Origin of the sequence: Pseudomonas sp. 43(2021) (assembly GCF_017490805.1) — a bacterium.
Classification (GTDB): Bacteria; Pseudomonadota; Gammaproteobacteria; order Pseudomonadales; family Pseudomonadaceae; genus Aquipseudomonas.
Genome location: NZ_JAFGYJ010000019.1, coordinates 16,352 through 33,262, shown reverse-complemented (window position 1 = coordinate 33,262; position 16,911 = coordinate 16,352). Strand labels below are relative to the sequence as shown.

Sequence of the window (16,911 nt, the reverse complement as noted above, 5' to 3'; positions counted from 1 at the left end):
GAACACGGGCGAAGCCCGTGCCAGACACCGCGTCGCATTCTTCGCGGGTAAACCCGCTCCCACAGAGACCGCGTAGACCGCAAATCTACGGCTTACGCTTGCGCGGCCCACCATTGAAACTAGGCACCTTGCGCACCGCCTTCACCGCCGGCTGCGCACTGCCTGATTCAGCACTGTCCATCCAGCGCCCCAACCCGCGCTTGGCGCTGTTTTCTTTCGGCTTCTTGGGCTTCTTCGGCTTCTTGACCACCTGGCCACTGGCGTCGGTCATCGGCACGCGGTGGTCAGGGATGAAATCCGGCTCTTCATGACGCGGCAAGGTTTGCCGGGTAAGCACTTCGATCGCCGCCAGCAACTGCACTTCATCCGCACACACCAGCGAAATGGCCTCGCCCTTGTTGCCCGCCCGCCCGGTACGCCCGATGCGGTGCACGTAATCCTCGGCAACGATCGGCAGGTCAAGGTTGACCACCAGCGGCAAGTCATCGATATCCAGGCCGCGGGCCGCCACATCGGTTGCCACCAGCACCTGGATTTCGCGGGCCTTGAAGCTGTCCAGCGCACGCTGACGGGTGGCTTGCGGGCGGTCACCGTGGATGCCGTCGGCATTCACACCCTCGGCCAGCAAGCGCTCCACCAGTTGGTCCACACCATTGCGGGTCTTGGCGAACACCAGCACCTGCTTCCAGCGTTGCTTGCGCAGCAGGTGGCAGAACAGGTCGACCTTGCGCTTTTTATCCACAGGCACCAGCCACTGTTTGACGCTGGTGGCCGTGGCATTGCGCGGGCTGACTTCGATGCTCAGCGGGTCATTCAGGGCCAGCCCCGCCAGCATGCGGATCTGGTCGGAGAACGTGGCGGAGAACAGCAACGTCTGGCGCTTGCGTGGCAGCGCGGCGTACACCGACTGCAGCTCTTCGGCAAAGCCCAGGTCAAGCATGCGGTCGGCTTCGTCCAGCACCAGGGTCTGCACCTGGTTGAACTTCACGGCGTTCTGCCGGAACAGGTCGAGCAAGCGCCCCGGGGTGGCCACCAGCAGGTCGACACCACGGCGCAGGCGCATCATCTGCGGGTTGATGCTGACCCCGCCATACACCGCGTAGGTGCTCAGCGGCAGGTTCTCGGCATACTCGCGCACGTTGTTGTGCACCTGCTCGGCCAGCTCACGGGTGGGCACCAGCACCAGCGCGCGGATCGAGTTGCTGGCCACCTTCTCGCCTTCCAGCGCCAGGCGCTGCAGCACGGGCAGGGCAAAGCCCGCGGTCTTGCCGGTGCCGGTCTGGGCCGCAGCCATCAGGTCGCGGCCGGCCAGCACGGCGGGGATGGCCTTGGCCTGCACCGGGGTCGGGGTGGTGTAGTCCAGTTGCTGCAGGGTGCGCAGCAGCGGTTCGATCAGGCCGAGTTTGGCGAAATTCATGGCAATACCGTCAGGGGGTTCAGCGAAGGCGGCAAGTTTACCGCATCACCCCTGCCTACTTGCAGATTTCGCCTTTCAACGGCTGCGCCGGCTCAGGTGCCTTGCGCCACTGCGGCAGGCCGATCAGCACCACCGCGCCGATGATCACCGCCATGGCCACACACTCTTCGGCACCAATCTGCTCACCGGCAAAGACGATGCCCAGCAGCACGGCAACCGCCGGGTTGACGTAGGCATAGCTGGTGGCAGCTGCCGGGCGCACATGCTTGAGCAAGTACATGTAGGCACTGAACGCCAGGATTGAACCGAACAACACCAGATAGGCCAGCGCGCCCCAGCCGGCAGCGGTCGGCATCTGTGTCATGCGCTCGCCAGACAGCACACTGCCAAGCAACAGCACGGCGCCGCCGACCAGCATTTCCGCGGCGCTGGCCATGGGCCCCTGGGGCAGCGGCAAGGTCTTGCTCCACACCGAGCCGAATGCCCATGACGCCGCCGCAAAAATGATCAGCGCCGCGCCAATCGGGCTTGCCTGCAGGTTGGAGCCCAGGTTCAGCAGGCCGATGCCCACCAGCCCGAGAGCGATCCCCGCCCACTCCAGCTTCGAATTGCGATGCCCGAACAACAGGCCGAACAGCAAGGTGAAGAGCGGCACCGTCGCCACCGCCAGCGCCGCCACGCCCGAAGCTACGCCAGCATGCTCGGCCACGGTCACGCCACCGTTGCCACAGCTGAGCAGCAGAAAACCGATCGCCCCCGCCGCCCGCCACTGCGTCCAGGTCGGCGCCGGCACACCGCGCCAGCGCAAGAAGCCATACAGCAGGCCACCGGCAATCAGGAAGCGCACCCCGGCCATGAGCATCGGTGGCCAGCTCTCGACGCCAATGCGAATGAACAGGTAGGTGGAGCCCCAGACCAGGTACAAGGCCAGGAAAGCGCCAATGAGCAATAACGGGAAGCGACGGGAGGCAGGCATGGGAAACACTCGAAATCCGTTTACGGGTGGCTTAGTTTAGAAAGGCCACCGTTTAAACTTAAGTTACAAAACAGCTTTAAATCACCCCTACACTTTGCATTGCGTGGTTATTCGGGTGTTTTTCAAGCGAATCGAAACCAGGCAGGAATAATCCATGGACAAGTACGACCGCATGCTGCTCGCTGCCCTGCTCGACAATGGCCGCGCCACCTTCGCGCAACTGGCGCGCCAGGTGAACCTGTCGGCGCCGGCAGTGGCCGAGCGGGTGGCCAAACTCGAGGCCAGCGGGGTCATCACCGGCTACCAGGCCAAAGTCGACATGAGCAAGATCGGCCTGCCGATCCAGTGCGTGATCGAACTGCGCCTGGCCAGTCATGGCAATCAGCAGGCCTACGAAGCGTTGACCCAGATCCCCCAGTTGACCGAATGCCACCGGGTGACCGGTGACCCCTGCGTCATCATGCAGGCAGCGGTGGGTTCGATGCCCGAGCTGGAAGAGCTGATCAACCGGGTAGCGCAGTTCGGCTTCAGCAAGACCTCGATCATTCTCTCCAGCGCCGTGGAGCGGCGGGTGCCGCTCGCGCAGCTGGAGAAGAAGCCCTAACAGTATCTGGCCAGGGTTTCACGAACCTTCGCGGCAGGGGTTTTCTGCAAACGGCAGAGCAGGTCGTGCGAGAGTTGCTGGACTCCGTGGCTCTGGCGCAGCACGCCAGCCAGGTGTTGCAGCAGGTTGGCGGCCATTTCGGCATCGGCCATGGCCCGGTGCGCGGTACCGGTATCCGGCAGCCCGGCCCAGCGGGTCAGGGTGCCCAGCTTGTGGTTCGGTGCCGCCGGCAGCAAGCGCCGAGACAGCAGCAGGGAACAGGCGAAGGCCTGGCTGCGGCTACGGCCGATGCGGCTCAGCTCGTAGTCCCAGAACTTCTGGTCGAAGGCGGCGTTGTGTGCCAGTAGCGGGGTGCCACCGACGAAATCGGCCACTTCGTTCATCACTTTGTCCACCGGCGGCGCACTGCGCAGCATGGCGGTGGTGATGCCAGTCAGCCCGGCGACGAAGGCCGGTACCGGCACCCCGGCGTTCATAAGGCTCTGGTAGCGCTCGACGATGCGCCCGCCCTCCAGCACCACCACCGCCACCTCGGTGGCGCGGCAGCCGGCGCCGGGGCTGATGCCTGTGGTTTCAAAGTCGATGACAGCGATACGTTCCATGAAAAATCTCAGTGTTTGAGCAACAGCGCACCCTCGATGGGCACATAGCGGGTGGCAGCACGGATCAGCGACAGTGCGGTAAGCCCGGGCACACCATATACCACTGCCTCGGTGCCATGGCGCTGGATCACCCGCTCCAGCAGCAGGTCGAAATCACCATCGCCAGAGGCCAGTACCACCTGGTCGACGCGGCTGGCTGCGTCAATCACATCCAGGGTAATGCCCACGTCCCAGTCACCCTTGGCCGAGCCATCGCTGCGCTGGATGAAAGGCTTGAGCCGCACATCGAAACCGAGGTTGCGCAAGATCTGCTGGAACTGTTGCTGCTTGCTGTCGCCACGGTCGATGGCATAGGCCACGGCCTCGACGATCTGGCCTTCGCGGCTGACATCGGCCCACAGGGCGGTGTAGTTGAAATGGCAACCGTGGGCCTGGCGCACGGTGTAGTAGAGGTTCTGCACATCGGCGAACAGCGCGATCTTTTTCACCTGGGAACCCCTTGGTCGGCCTGGAATGCAGGGGTTGCTGCGCAGCCCTTCGCGGGCACGCCCGCTCCCACAGGTTCAGCGTCGCGCGGTACTTGTGGGAGCGGGCGTGCCCGCGAAGGGGCGCAAAGCGCCCCCAAAACTGCCAGCAGTATGCCAGACCTGTCAGACGTACGAATCGTCGTCCGAGAAGAACCCGCCATCATCGCTGCCATAATCGCTGTCAGCATAACCACCCTGGTCACTGCCCCAACCACCATTGTCAGCCACCTGCTGCTGCGCCCCCGAGTCGTTCCAGCCACCGCTGTCACTGGCCGGCGCCGGCTCTTCCTTGATCACCTCGACCACCTCCTCCGGCTGCGAGTTGTGGTTGAACAGGCTGCTGATGCCCTGCGCCAGCAACACGCCACCCGCCACACCGGCCGCAGTCTGCATCGCGCCACCGAGGAAGCTGCTGGCACCACTGCGTGCCGGCGCAGCGCCGAAGCCAGGCTGCTGCGCTTGCGGCTGGGAAAAGCCCGGCGCCGACGGCTCACGCCAGCCACCAGCAGATGCCACAGGGGCTGCAGCGGGACGCTGCGACTGCACGGCCGGTGCCGTATTGCGCCCAGCCGAACCAAAGATGCTGGACAGGAAACCACCACCGCCATTGCTCGGCGCGCTGCCGGCACGGGCGGCCTCGGCCTGGGCACGGGCCTGCTTAAGTTCGGCTTCCAGTTGCTTGTTCTGCTCGTCGAGGCGCTTGATCGCCGCCTCCTGCACCAGGATCGCCTGGGCCATGTAGTACGGCGCCGCCGGCTGCTGACGCACATGTTCCTCGATGCATGCCTGAGCCTGCGCATCACGTGGCTGGCTCGGGTCCTCGGCTTGCTTGAGGCGGCCGAACAGGCCGTCGATCAGGGTTTGTTCTTCAGTATTCATGGGCGACCTCGTGGGGTAGCGGGACAACGGACAGCGTCAAAGATGGGGCGTACAGGCGTGGGATTCAATCACCGGCGGCGTGAAACTTTTTTCAGCAAATGACAGCCCCAAGCCTGCTTTGGGCTAAAGTTAGGCCCCTGTTTTTACTGCCATGCGATGTTGACTGATGAATCCGCTGAGCGTTCTGCGCGACTCCCTGTACTTCTTCCGCCGCCACCTGCCGAACATCCTCCAGCTGTGCCTGCCGCTGGTGGTGCTGGAAGCCCTGGTCACCCAACTGCTGTACCGCCAGCTGGGCGACCAGGCATCGCCAGCCTACGGCATGCTGGTCAGCCTGCTGTTCTACCCGCTGTACAGCGCCGCACTGATCCTGTACCTGGACACCCGCAGCAACGGCCAGGACATCGCCAAGCGCAACCTGTTCGCCCGTGCCGTGCAACTGTGGCCGCAACTGGCCCTGCTGATCCTGATCAGCTCGCTGCTGATCATGGCCGGCCTTGCGCTGTTCATCTTCCCGGGCGTGTGGATCATGATCAACCTGGTGTTCGCCGAGTACCTGCTGGTACTGCGCGGCCGGCCGGTAGTGCAGTCGATGCGCGACAGTGCCAGCATGACCACGGGGCATTTCATGCGCATCATGGTTTGCGTGGTCGGCGTACTGGCACCGATCTGGCTGATCGACGGGCTGCTGCTGATGGCCTTCCCCGAACCGTCGCCCGGCATGGAGTTGGCCATGGACAGCCTCAGCGGTTTCCTGCAACTGTTCAGCACCGTGGTGCTGTACCGCCTGTTCATGCTGCTGGAAGGTGAGGCCAGCGCCTGAGGTTACCGGGGAAAGTCTTCGATCTGCCTGGCTGCCGAGCCCTGGCATTAGGGTGCACAACCTTCAATGCCATTCAAGGAGAGCACCATGGACGAAGACATTCTGGCGGTATTCGCCAGGTCTTTTCGCGGCAGGCTGTACATGCGCGCAATCGACTACGACATTCCCCTGCGTCTGAGCCGCAGCACGGACAAATTCAATTGGGGCTTCACCCCTGAGGATGACTGGTTGCAGGCGGGTGGGCGGCAAGACTCGCCGGTGATGGACTTTCATTACCACTCGCGCACCGACGATCGCCTGCACTACCACATCAGCATTCCCGGGCACCCTAAGGCCAAGAAACTGGGCGTCAGCCGCAATGGCTACCTCGGTTTCTACTGGCATGCCGAAGTCACCGATTACTGGAAGATCGAACCGCTGCATCTGAGCGATGAAGGGCTGGTCTGCCATCTGCGCGACCACCGCGGTTATCGGGTTGGTGCCATCACGGATACCCCCCACAAGAGCGGCGACTGGGTGGCCTTGCTCAATGTCGAGGAAGGTGACGTGCTGACCTTCCTGCTCAAACCGCTCGGTTGAGCGGGTACTCCGACACGGTCAGGTCCCCCTGGGCTTGGCCCGCGCCGTAGCCTCGGCCACCAACGGGTCATCCGGCCAGTAATGCTTCGGATAGCGCCCTTTCAGGTCCTTCTTCACCTCGGCATAGGTCGTGCGCCAGAAGTTGGCCAGGTCCTGAGTCACCTGCACCGGGCGGCGTGCAGGTGACAGCAGGTGCAGCTTGACCTGCTGGCGGCCATTGGCGATGCGTGGGGTTTCGGCCAGGCCGAACAGCTCTTGCAGGCGCACGGCGAGGATCGGTGGGTTTTCGCTGTAGTCCAGGCGGATGTTCGAGCCGGACGGCACAGTCAGGTGCGCGGGGGCCTGTTCTTCCAGGCGCTGCGGCAGCGGCCAGGGCAACAGGTTGCGCAGCAGCGATGGCAGGTCCAGCGCCGCAAAATGGCTGAGGCGCGACACCTTGCCCAGGTAGGGCTGCAACCAGTCTTCCAGGCTGGCGAGCAAGGCCTCGTCGGCCAGGTCGGGCCATTCACTGTGGCCATCCTTGGCCAGGTCCAGCTGACGCAGCAGGGCCACGCGCGCCTGCCATTGCCGTAGCTCCGGGGTCCAGGCCAGCAGGTTCAGGCCCTTGCGCCGGACAAGGCCAAGCAACGCGCGAGCCCGCGCTTCGTCATCCAGGCCCGGCAGCGGTTCGCGACTGAGCACCAGCTCGCCAACCTTGACCTGGCGTTCGGCGCGCAGCACCTGCTCGCGCTCGTCCCAATCGAGAATATCGACCCGGTCGACCTGCTCGGCCAGCACGCCCTCGAACAGCGCCGAATCGAACTCGGCGGCCAGGTAGATGCGTTCTTCGCGCTGGCCCTGGCGGCTGCCCAGGTCGGCAATCACCAGCCACGGGCACTTCATCAGTGCATCGGCTTCGGCAAACAGCGCCGCACGGCCATTGGCCAGCCGATACTCCGCGCCACCCTCGCGGCGCTGCTGGGCGACGCGGTCGGGGTAGGCCAGCGCCAGCAGTGCGCCCAGCCAGCGCGGGTGATCCGGGTCGGCGACCGGCGCACCGGCCTTGCCACGCAGCAGGCCGCGGTACTGGCGAGACAGTTGCCGGGCACGTTGCACGCCACCCTGGCCGCCTCGCGAAGCCTTGCTCTCGCCGCTGACCAGCGCCAGCCGGCTGTGCAAGTCGGCGCCACCGCCGCGCTGGATATCCCGCTCGCCCAGCAGCGCGGCCACATCACAGGCCATCTGTGCCAGGCCCAGGTCCTGGCCGCGCAACAGCAAATGCGCGATACGGGGATGCGCCGGCAGCTCGGCCATGGCCTGGCCGTGTTCGCTGAGGTGGTCACGGCTGCCGGGCTTGAACGCATTGAGCCGTGCCAGCAGGTCCTGGGCCTGGGCGAAGGCGGCAGTGGGAGGCTGGTCGAGCCAGCGCAACTGCTCGGGCGTAACGCCCCAGCGTGCCAGTTGCAGGGCCAGGCCGGCCAGGTCGGCCTGCAGGATCTCGGCGCTGCCGTGGGCGGCCAGCTGGTCATGCTGGGCTTCGGACCACAGGCGGTAGCACACGCCGGGCTCCAGGCGGCCGGCACGGCCGGCACGCTGGGTAGCACTGGCGCGGGAGATGCGCTGGGTGTCCAGGCGGGTCATGCCGCTGCCGGGGTCGAAGCGCGGTACCCGGGCCAGGCCTGCGTCGATCACCACGCGCACGCCGTCGATGGTCAGGCTGGTCTCGGCAATGTTGGTGGCCAGCACCACCTTGCGCAGGCCCTTGGGCGCCGGGTCGATGGCCGCACGCTGTGCATTGAGGTCGAGCTCGCCATGCAGCGGACACAGCAGGATTTCGGGCCGTTCACCCAACGCTTCCTGCAGGCTCTGATGCACCCGGCGGATCTCGGCCTGGCCCGGCAGGAACACCAGCACACTGCCGGCCTGATCGGCCAGCGCCTGCAGCACGCTATCCACCACCCGTGGCTCGATGAACTCACCCGGCTGGTAAGGCCGCCCCCAACGGATGTCGACGGGGTGCATGCGGCCTTCGCTGCTGACCACAGGAGCATCGTCCAGCAGCCGCGACAGCCGCTCGCCCTCCAGGGTCGCGGACATCAGCAGAACCTTCAGTGGCGGGTCGTCACGCAACAATTCGCGCCCATTCAGGCTCAATGCCAGGGCCAGGTCGGCATCGAGGCTGCGCTCGTGGAATTCGTCGAAGATCACCAGCCCCACCCCCTCCAGCGCCGGGTCGGCCTGCAGGCGGCGGGTGAGGATACCTTCGGTCACCACCTCGATGCGGGTTTTAGGCCCGATCTTGCTGTCCAGGCGAATGCGGTAGCCCACCGTTTCACCAACCTGCTCGCCCAGTTCGCTGGCCAGCCGTTCGGCAGCCGCGCGCGCTGCCAGGCGCCGGGGCTCGAGCATGAGAATGCTCTGCCCTGCCAGCCATGGCTCATTGAGCAGCGCCAGCGGTACGCGGGTGGTCTTGCCAGCGCCGGGTGGCGCCTCGAGCACCGCTTCGTCACGGTTTTCCAGGGCCTGGCGCAGGGCGGGCAAGACAGCATCGATCGGTAATGAAATCATGGTGGTCCTCGAACAGTGCCGCGAGTATAACGGCGAACCCAGCCTGCTCTATCATGGTCTTAGCTTCAGGTGCAGGCGCTTCGCTTGCCCTGCTGAATACCTTCTCGGAGATTTACATGCGCATCCCAACCCGCGTCATCGGTGGCGCCCTCATCGTCACCTTGCTGACCCAACTGACAGCCTGCGGCACCATTCTCTACCCGGAACGTCGTGGCCAGATCGGCGGCAAGATCGACCCTGTGGTTGCCGCAATGGATGCCATCGGCATCCTGTTCTACGTGATCCCGGGGCTGATCGCCTTCGGTATCGACTTCGCCACGGGCGCCATCTATTACTCAGGCGGGCGATCCGCCCAGGTCGACCCGGTCAAACTGCGCGAGGCTGTCAGCCCCGATGGCAAGGTCGACAACCTGAAGTTGCAGGCCATTCTCGAAAGCGAGCTGGGCCAGCGCCTGCCGCTGAACGACCCACGGCTGATCCAGCATCGCGGCAGCATTGAACAACTGGCCAGCCTGGGCCTGGTGCCTGCAGCCTGAACCACAAGGACATTGACCACGGATGATGACCACCCCGGCTGAACACCAGCGCCTGCTGCGCCTGGCCACCCGCGCATCACTGGCGGTGGCCAGCATCCTGGTCCTGAGCAAGGCGCTGGCCTGGTGGCTGAGCGGCTCGATCAGCCTGCTGGCAGGGCTGACCGACTCGGCACTGGATGCCGTTGCCTCGTTCCTCAACCTGCTCGCCGTGCACTACGCCCTGCGCCCGGCCGACGACGACCACCGTTTCGGTCATGGCAAGGCCGAAGCCCTGGCCGGTATGGCGCAGGCGCTGTTCATCGGGGTCAGTGCGGTGCTGATCGGGGTGCAGGCGGTGGAACGCCTGCACACCCCGCAACCCTTGGGCGATACCGCCATAGGTATCGCGGTAATGCTGCTGTCGCTGGTGCTGACCCTTGCCCTGCTGGCACTGCAACACAAGGTCATCCGCCTGACCGGCTCCACGGCGGTGCGGGCCGACTCCCTGCACTACCGCTCGGACCTGCTGCTTAACGGCAGCATCCTGCTGGCCCTGCTGCTGGCACGCTTTGGCTGGCCGCAGCTGGATGCGCTGTTCGGCCTGGGCATTGCCGTCTACATCCTCTGGAGCGCGCTGCAGATCGCCCGGGAGAGTACGGCCATCCTGATGGATCAGGAACTGCCCGGCGATGTTGGCGAGGACATGGCTACGCTGGTGCTGGCCATTCCCGGGGTTGAAGGTGTGCATGACCTGCGTACACGGGTGTCGGGCAACCAGTGGTTCGTGCAGCTGCACCTGGAGATGCCGGGGCAGTTACCGCTGCATGAAGCGCACGCCTTGTGCGTGGAGGCCTCGCGGGTGATCCGCCAGCGTTATCCACAGGCGGATGTGATGGTGCATGCGGATCCGGTGTGAATCAGTGAGCGTAACTGTGGGAGCGGGTTTACCCGCGAACACCGGCACAGCCGGTGCCATGCACCGCGTCGCATTCTTCGCGGGTAAACCCGCTCCCACAGGGCTCTCCGTTGCAGGGACGTGTCCCGCTTCAGTTGATGCTGTAGCCCCGGCCACTGAAGCACGCGCCCAGCGCCCGTCGGTAGTTGTCCGCCACGTTGGCCGGCGGCGCATAAGTCGCCGTTGCCGGGTCGAAGCCTGACTGGTTCACGGCCCAGCGGTGGCACTGATAACGGTCCTGGTCCTGCTGCTCCTGCCCTTGCCCATACATCGGGTAGGCCACCACGTCATACCCACCGCCTACAGGTGCCGGTGCGGCAACCGGCGGGTTGACCACCACGTACTCGCGGCTGTCGGCCAGGTACTGGTAATAGGTATCGGCCACCAGGAAGAACAACGCCCCACCCAGCCAGACCTCCCGCGCATAGGGCGGCAGGTAATTGACCCGCACGCCGTAGGGCGGGGCCACCACGACATAACGGTCACCATGGGGGCGGTACCAGTAACCACCGGAGTAGAAGTAATCATCGCCACGGTAGGGCACTTTCCAGTAGCGGTCCGGGAAATGATCGATGGTGTGCCCCGGGCGATACTGCGGCCCCGGCCCCCAGCCATTGCCATGACCGTCCGGGCGCCCCTGCCAGTCACCGCCAGGCCGTTGCCCCGGGCCACCGCCTTCCCAGTAGCGGCTATCACCATGGCGGCGAGGAATATCCTGATAGTAGCCCTGACGCGGCGGCTGGGTCTGCTGCACTTCGTCACGCGAATTGAGCGAGCGCCCTGGCGCCCCCTCGCCCGGCCCTTCGGCCATGGCCCCGAGGCTGATGCTCAACCCCAACACACCAACACCTGCCAACTGCCAGATGCGTGACTTCATGCTGTTCCTCTCGGTAGAAAATACGGCAACCACAGCCAGTCTACCGCGCCCGTAACGCCGGCCAATTAAATTTCCAGCCATGAAAAAAGGGAGGCCACAGGGCCTCCCTTCAGGAATTGTCGTCCGTGCTCGGCACTTGTGGCGCCGGCTCACCTCACACCGTCTTCTGGAAGGTGTGTAGCCCGGGGGCCTGCAGATCCTGTTGGATGGCTGGCCGCGACCGCCCGCCTAGGGCGCGTCGCCGTGGACTGATGTCCGGGCAGTGATTCTGTGGATAAAGATACCGAAGCAGTTGCGGCAGATGATTGCGAAGATTGCTCAGATAAATAGCACTTGCGCAATTTTTCACCCTGGATTGATAATTCACCGCAATCCGAACAGAAAAGGCATAAACCATGAGCAAACTTGACCGCTACGACCTGAGCATCCTCGCCGAATTGCAGCGCGATGCGCGCATTTCCAACCAGGAACTGGCCGAACGCATCGGCCTGTCGCCTTCGCCATGCTCGCGTCGGGTCAAGCAACTGGAGGACGATGGCTACATCTCGCGCCAGGTGGCCTTGCTCGACCGCAAGAAGCTGGGCCTGAGCCTGACGGCCTACGTGCTGATCGGCATGGACCGCCATACTCCGGAGCGTTTCGAAACCTTCGAGGCGGCCATCCGCAACTTGCCCCAGGTGCTCGAATGCAGCCTGGTCACCGGCATGGATGCCGACTATCAGCTGAAGGTGGTGGTGCCCGACATGGACCACTACCAGAAACTGCTGCTGGGCAGCCTGACCCGCATTGAAGGCGTCACCAGCGTGCGTTCGAGCTTCGTGCTGAACCAGGTGCTGGCCAGCACCGAGCTGCCATTGACCCACCTGCGTTAATTGCCTGCGCCAGCAGGCGTATAATCGGCCGCTCAACCCGCCTGGAGAACACTGATGGATCCCGCCGTATTCGAAGAGTGGATGATGATCATCCTGGTCACCGTGTTGATCGGTTTCATGGGCTTCATCGTCTGGGACCTGGCGAAAAAGTCCAAGGCGGGGCGGTTCGGGACGCTGATCCTGTTCTTCGTGCTGGGGCTGGGGGTGCTGGCCTTTATCATCAAGAGCGTGGTGGTGGGGTTTCTCGAAGGGGTGTAGAAAATTCAGGGCCATTCGCGGGCACGCCCGCTCCCACAGGTCTGGCGCTGCACTTGAGGGCTGCACCCTACCTGTGGGAGCGGGCGTGCCCGCGAATAGGCCCTTGAACTGGGCTAAAGCTTGGCAGCCACTTCGCGCCAGCAGCCCTGTTCCAACCCGTCCAGCGCCCAGTCGCCAATCCGCACCCGCACCAGGCGCAAGGTCGGCAACCCCACCGCCGCCGTCATTCGCCGCACCTGGCGGTTACGCCCTTCGCGAATCACCAGCTCCAGCCAGCTGGTCGGCACACTCTTGCGAAAACGCACCGGCGGGTTGCGCGGCCACAGTTCGGGCTCTTCCAGGCGCCGCGCCTCGGCCGGCAAGGTCGGCCCGTCGTTCAGCTCCACGCCATCGCGCAAACGCTGCAACTGCTCCTCGCTCGGCTCCCCCTCTACCTGAACCCAGTAAGTCTTGGCCAGCTTGTGCTTCGGGTCGGCAATGCGTGCCTGCAGGCCGCCATCGTTGGTCAGCAGCAACAGGCCTTCACTGTCGCGGTCCAGCCGCCCGGCCGGGTACACACCCGGGATGTCGATGTAGTCCTTGAGCGTCGCGCGCCCGTCACCGTCGCTGAACTGGGTCAGCACGTCGAACGGCTTGTTGAACAGGATCAGGCGCGGCTCGGCCGGTGGCGCCTTGGGCTGGCGACGCGGGCCGGTGGCAGGCCGCGCCTGGGGGCGGCGCGGCTTGTTACGGGGGGGCAGTGACATGGATCCTCAGCGGAACGGCGGCTCATCGAAACTGCGCAGTTTACGCGAGTGCAGCGAGTTGAGCTCGGTGCGCAGCAGGTCGAGGGCGGCAATGCCGATCTTCAAATGCTGGCTGACCGCCCGGTTATAGAAGGCGTTGGCCGAGCCCGGCAGCTTGATCTCGCTGTGCAGCGGCTTGTCGGACACACACAGCAAGGTGCCGTACGGCACGCGCAAGCGGTAACCCTGGGCGGCAATGGTGCCGCTTTCCATGTCCACCGCCACGGCACGCGACAGGTTGATCAGCGGCCGTTCCTGGGCCCAGCGCAGCTCCCAGTTGCGGTCGTCGTAGGTCAGCACGGTGCCGGTGCGCAGGCGCTTCTTCAGCTGTTCGCCACGCTCGCCGGTGACCTGCGCGGCGGCTTCCTGCAAGGCCAGCTGCACCTCGGCCAGGGCCGGAATCGGGATGTTCGGCGGCACCACCCGGTCGAGAATGCCGTCACGGCGCATGTAGGCGTGTGCCAGCACATAGTCGCCGATGGTCTGCGACTGCCGCAGGCCGCCGCAGTGGCCGATCATCAGCCAGCAGTGCGGGCGCAGCACGGCCAGGTGGTCGGTGATGTTCTTGGCATTGGACGGGCCGACGCCGATGTTGACCAGCGTGACGCCGTCGCCGTCGGCGGCGATCAGGTGATATGCCGGCATCTGGTAGCGGTGCCAGACCACGCTGGCTACCAGGGCCTGGGTTTCACCGTGGTCCATACCCTTTTCGATCACCACGTTGCCCGGCAGCACCATGCGCACGAAGCGCGGGTCGTCACGCAACTGGTCGAGGCCGTGGCTGATGAACTGGTCGACATAGCGGTGGTAGTTGGTCAGCAGGATCCATGGCTGCACATGGCGCCAGTCGCTGCCGGTGTAGTGCACCAGGCGGCGCAGCGAGAAGTCGACCCGCGCGGCATCGAACAGCGCCAGCGGCAGGGTTTCGGCACTGCCCCAGTCACACAGGCCGTCGGCGATGTTGTCGGTGGCAGCCGACAGATCGGTGCTGGGGAACACCCGCGCCAGTTGCGCGGCGGTGATGCCGCTGCCGGCCAGCTCGTCGCCCTGGTCGACCACGTAGGGGTATGGGATGTTCTGTTCGCTGACGCCAACCTCCACCGTGACGGTGTAGTCATGCATCAGCGGGCGCAGTTGCTCCAGCAGGTAGCCACGGAAAGCAGCCGGCTGGGTGATGGTGACACTGTAGGTACCGGCCACCTGGACCTTGGCGTAGGCCCGCGTGGTGGCGGCGACTTCACCGTGGCTGTAGTAGGTCAGGCGCAGCGCCGGGTAGCGGAACAGGTCACGCTCTTCGGCGTCCGGCTCGGTACGGTCCTTCAGGTAACGCTTGAGGGCCTGGCTAAGGGCCCCGGTGGCCTGTTCATGCAGGGCCGCCAGACGGTCGACGGCCTGTTCGGGGGTATCAACGACTACAAAAGCTTGGCTCACACTGTGCTTCCTGTCTGGACATGCATGTGAACCATCTTGCCTGCCTTCTTGGCTAAATACACCCCCATTGATCGGTGTTGCATCCATTCGCGGGCACGCTCGCTCTCACAGGATATTCACTGCCCTAAGTACGGCGCAGTACCTGTGGGAGCGGGCGTGCCCGCGAAAAAGCCAGCTCAGTTCGTCCAGGCTGGCGTAGCCCTGGCCACCAATGCCGCCACATCCACACCCCGCGGCAACGCCCCATAAACGCGCCCCCCACCCGCCAAGCGGCTGTCGATGAACGCATCACTGACCACCGTATTGCCCGCCTCCAGCAACAGCTTGGCCTGCAACGCCAGGGCAATGTCCTCGGTCAGTTGCCGCGCGCGGTACTGCATGTCGCCGGTGTCGGCAAACGCACCCTTGAGGTTGCCGATGTGCGCCGCCAAACGCGGGTCCCCATGCCCATCACCCAGCTCGGCGAACAACGCATCGAGCACGCCCGGTTCCTTGGACAAGGCCCGCAGCACATCCAGGCACTGCACATTGCCCGAGCCTTCCCAGGTCGAGTTGACCGGCGCTTCGCGGTACAGCCGTGGCAGGATGCTGTCTTCCACATAACCCGCCCCGCCCAGACACTCGGCGGCCTCGTTGATCATGGCCGGCGCGCGCTTGCAAATCCAGTACTTGCCCACCGCCGTGACCAGCCGGGCGAAATGCGCCTGCTGCGGGTCGTCCAGCTGTTCCAGCGCCTGCCCCATGCGCAGGCTCAGGGCCAGCGCGGCCTCGCTTTCCAGCGCCAGGTCGGCCAGCACGTTCTGCATCAACGGCTGCTCGCTCAGCAGCCGCCCGCCGACCTTGCGGTGCGCACAGTGGTGGGCCGCCTGGGTCAGCGCCTGGCGCATCAGGGCGCTGGAGCCGACCATGCAGTCGAAGCGGGTCATGGCCACCATTTCGATGATGGTCGGCACGCCCCGCCCTTCTTCCCCGACCATCCACGCCAGGGCGCCGCGGAATTCCACCTCGCTGGAGGCATTGGAACTGTTGCCCAGCTTGTTCTTCAGGCGCTGGATATAGAACTGGTTGCGGCTGTCGTCCGGGCGGTGACGCGGCAGCAGGAAGCAGCTCAAGCCTTTTTCGGTCTGGGCCAGGGTCAGGAAGGCATCGCACATCGGCGCCGAGCAGAACCACTTGTGCCCGACCAGCTCGTAGGCCTGGCCCGGGCCTGCGGCGCCGACCGGATAAGCCCGGGTAGTGTTGGCACGTACATCGGTGCCACCCTGCTTCTCGGTCATGGCCATACCCAGGGTGACCCCGGCCTTGTGCCGGTCGCCGACGTTACGCGGGTCGTATTCGCAGGCGAGGATTTTCGGCAACCAGTATTCGGCCAGTTCGGGTTGCAGCCGCAGCGCAGGTACGGCAGCGAAGGTCATGGTCAGCGGGCAGCCGGTACCGGCCTCGGCCTGGCTGTGCAGGTAGGTCATCGAAGCCCGCGCCACATGGGCGCCGGGGCGGGGTTCGGCCCAAGGTAGCGAAGGCAGGCCATGCTCGACGGCGGTGCGCATCAGTTCGTGGTAGGCCGGGTGGAACTCGACCAGGTCGATGCGATGGCCGTAGCGGTCATGGCTGCTGAACTCCGGCTTGTGCGCATTGGCCAGGAAACCCGCCTGCATCAGCGGGCCACCGGCCAGGGCCCCGTAGGCATCGATCCGCGACTCGGCCCAACCCGCGCCGAAGCGCCGCGACCATTCCTGTAGCGGCAGGTCGAGACGGTACAGGTTGGCACCGTCGAGGGGCGGTGGCTGGTTGGTGACTTCGTGGGTTTCAGCGTACTGGTGCAGGTTCATCGGGGGCTCCTGGATCCGGGTAGGCTTGAGAGACCCAGTGAAGCACTCTGTACGAGTCAGTCAAAGTGACATTAATGACTAAACATGTGGTGGGGGGCGCATGTGTTGGGTGTGTATCAGGGCTGACAGGTGTTCGCCACAACAGGTTCAGCGCCTGTGAGATCGAGCGCCGCCCGCGCGGCGCTTCGCGGGGCAAGCCCGCTCCCACATTTGTTGCAACGTGGCCATGCCTGTAAGGCCATGGTTGGCAGCCTTGTTGGCATGGCTGGATTTCAAGGTGGGCATTGATGCCGCCCCGCCTGCCTCAAGCCATGCACCAAGGCAGGCAACCATGGCCTGGCAGGTTCGGCACGTTGCAACAAATGTGGGAGCGGGCTTGCCCCGCGAAGCGCCGCGCGGGCGGCGCTCGATCTCACAGGCGCTGAACCTGTTGTG

The 16,911-nt window shown here is 64.9% G+C and carries 17 protein-coding genes; 7 read left to right on the top strand and 10 right to left on the bottom strand.

What is annotated here, in order from left to right:
- Positions 1 to 85: 85 nt before the first annotated feature.
- Positions 86 to 1,417, bottom strand: a complete 1,332-nt coding sequence (locus tag J5M71_RS17170) for a DEAD/DEAH box helicase (RefSeq protein ID WP_207834286.1) — start codon at positions 1,415 to 1,417, stop codon at positions 86 to 88.
- A 55-nt stretch (positions 1,418 to 1,472) separates the two neighbouring features.
- Positions 1,473 to 2,393: a drug/metabolite exporter YedA gene (gene yedA, locus J5M71_RS17165; protein WP_207834284.1), complete on the bottom strand. Its 921-nt coding sequence runs from the start codon at positions 2,391 to 2,393 to the stop codon at positions 1,473 to 1,475.
- A 154-nt stretch (positions 2,394 to 2,547) separates the two neighbouring features.
- Here yedA and J5M71_RS17160 point away from each other — a divergent pair, with 154 nt between their 5' ends.
- Positions 2,548 to 2,997 carry an Lrp/AsnC family transcriptional regulator gene (locus tag J5M71_RS17160; protein ID WP_015271918.1) on the top strand — a complete coding sequence of 150 codons (450 nt, stop codon included), beginning with the start codon at positions 2,548 to 2,550 and terminating at the stop codon, positions 2,995 to 2,997.
- Here the strand turns inward: J5M71_RS17160 and J5M71_RS17155 are convergent.
- From J5M71_RS17155 to J5M71_RS17145, 3 genes are all read right to left on the bottom strand, one after another.
- A complete protein-coding gene (locus J5M71_RS17155; RefSeq protein WP_207834283.1) occupies positions 2,994 to 3,599 on the bottom strand; it encodes a 3'-5' exonuclease in 606 nt (201 codons plus the stop codon). The genes J5M71_RS17160 and J5M71_RS17155 overlap by 4 nt on opposite strands.
- An 8-nt stretch (positions 3,600 to 3,607) precedes the next feature.
- Positions 3,608 to 4,087, bottom strand: a complete 480-nt coding sequence (locus J5M71_RS17150) for an NYN domain-containing protein (protein ID WP_004576858.1) — start codon at positions 4,085 to 4,087, stop codon at positions 3,608 to 3,610.
- A 162-nt stretch (positions 4,088 to 4,249) separates the two neighbouring features.
- Positions 4,250 to 5,005: a DUF2076 domain-containing protein gene (locus J5M71_RS17145; protein ID WP_207834282.1), complete on the bottom strand. Its 756-nt coding sequence runs from the start codon at positions 5,003 to 5,005 to the stop codon at positions 4,250 to 4,252.
- A gap of 166 nt (positions 5,006 to 5,171) precedes the next feature.
- On the opposite strand from J5M71_RS17145, the gene J5M71_RS17140 reads away from it, so the two are divergent.
- Together J5M71_RS17140 and J5M71_RS17135 are read left to right on the top strand one after the other, a co-directional pair.
- The gene (locus J5M71_RS17140; RefSeq protein ID WP_207834281.1) at positions 5,172 to 5,828 is read left to right on the top strand and encodes a YciC family protein; all 657 of its coding nucleotides are present in this window, start codon (positions 5,172 to 5,174) and stop codon (positions 5,826 to 5,828) included.
- A gap of 87 nt (positions 5,829 to 5,915) precedes the next feature.
- On the top strand, positions 5,916 to 6,407 hold the full coding sequence (locus J5M71_RS17135) for a hypothetical protein (RefSeq protein WP_207834280.1): 492 nt from the start codon (positions 5,916 to 5,918) through the stop codon (positions 6,405 to 6,407).
- 18 nt (positions 6,408 to 6,425) lie between these two features.
- Here J5M71_RS17135 and hrpB read toward each other — a convergent pair whose 3' ends face one another.
- Positions 6,426 to 8,954 carry an ATP-dependent helicase HrpB gene (gene hrpB, locus J5M71_RS17130; protein WP_207834279.1) on the bottom strand — a complete coding sequence of 843 codons (2,529 nt, stop codon included), beginning with the start codon at positions 8,952 to 8,954 and terminating at the stop codon, positions 6,426 to 6,428.
- Positions 8,955 to 9,070: 116 nt separating this feature from the next.
- Between hrpB and J5M71_RS17125 the strand changes: the two genes are divergently transcribed.
- Both J5M71_RS17125 and J5M71_RS17120 read left to right on the top strand, forming a co-directional pair.
- Positions 9,071 to 9,490 carry a hypothetical protein gene (locus J5M71_RS17125; RefSeq protein ID WP_013974328.1) on the top strand — a complete coding sequence of 140 codons (420 nt, stop codon included), beginning with the start codon at positions 9,071 to 9,073 and terminating at the stop codon, positions 9,488 to 9,490.
- Between the two features lie 22 nt (positions 9,491 to 9,512).
- On the top strand, positions 9,513 to 10,385 hold the full coding sequence (locus tag J5M71_RS17120) for a cation diffusion facilitator family transporter (RefSeq protein ID WP_272493152.1): 873 nt from the start codon (positions 9,513 to 9,515) through the stop codon (positions 10,383 to 10,385).
- A gap of 130 nt (positions 10,386 to 10,515) precedes the next feature.
- Here J5M71_RS17120 and J5M71_RS17115 read toward each other — a convergent pair whose 3' ends face one another.
- Complete coding sequence (locus J5M71_RS17115; RefSeq protein WP_207834278.1) at positions 10,516 to 11,301, bottom strand: DUF6515 family protein; 786 nt, start codon at positions 11,299 to 11,301, stop codon at positions 10,516 to 10,518.
- 395 nt (positions 11,302 to 11,696) lie between these two features.
- Between J5M71_RS17115 and J5M71_RS17110 the strand changes: the two genes are divergently transcribed.
- Together J5M71_RS17110 and J5M71_RS17105 are read left to right on the top strand one after the other, a co-directional pair.
- Positions 11,697 to 12,173 carry an Lrp/AsnC family transcriptional regulator gene (locus J5M71_RS17110; RefSeq protein WP_003249795.1) on the top strand — a complete coding sequence of 159 codons (477 nt, stop codon included), beginning with the start codon at positions 11,697 to 11,699 and terminating at the stop codon, positions 12,171 to 12,173.
- A 54-nt stretch (positions 12,174 to 12,227) separates the two neighbouring features.
- A complete protein-coding gene (locus tag J5M71_RS17105) occupies positions 12,228 to 12,431 on the top strand; it encodes a DUF2788 domain-containing protein (RefSeq protein WP_013974331.1) in 204 nt (67 codons plus the stop codon).
- A gap of 113 nt (positions 12,432 to 12,544) precedes the next feature.
- Here the strand turns inward: J5M71_RS17105 and J5M71_RS17100 are convergent, their stop codons facing one another.
- The 3 genes from J5M71_RS17100 to J5M71_RS17090 form a co-directional block, all read right to left on the bottom strand.
- Complete coding sequence (locus J5M71_RS17100; protein ID WP_233687365.1) at positions 12,545 to 13,177, bottom strand: pseudouridine synthase; 633 nt, start codon at positions 13,175 to 13,177, stop codon at positions 12,545 to 12,547.
- A 6-nt stretch (positions 13,178 to 13,183) separates the two neighbouring features.
- On the bottom strand, positions 13,184 to 14,647 hold the full coding sequence (gene amn / locus J5M71_RS17095; protein ID WP_063911834.1) for an AMP nucleosidase: 1,464 nt from the start codon (positions 14,645 to 14,647) through the stop codon (positions 13,184 to 13,186).
- Positions 14,648 to 14,823: 176 nt separating this feature from the next.
- Positions 14,824 to 16,476 (bottom strand): acyl-CoA dehydrogenase family protein, encoded by a 1,653-nt coding sequence (locus tag J5M71_RS17090; protein WP_063911835.1) that lies wholly within the window; start codon positions 16,474 to 16,476, stop codon positions 14,824 to 14,826.
- Between the last annotated feature and the right edge of the window lie 435 nt (positions 16,477 to 16,911).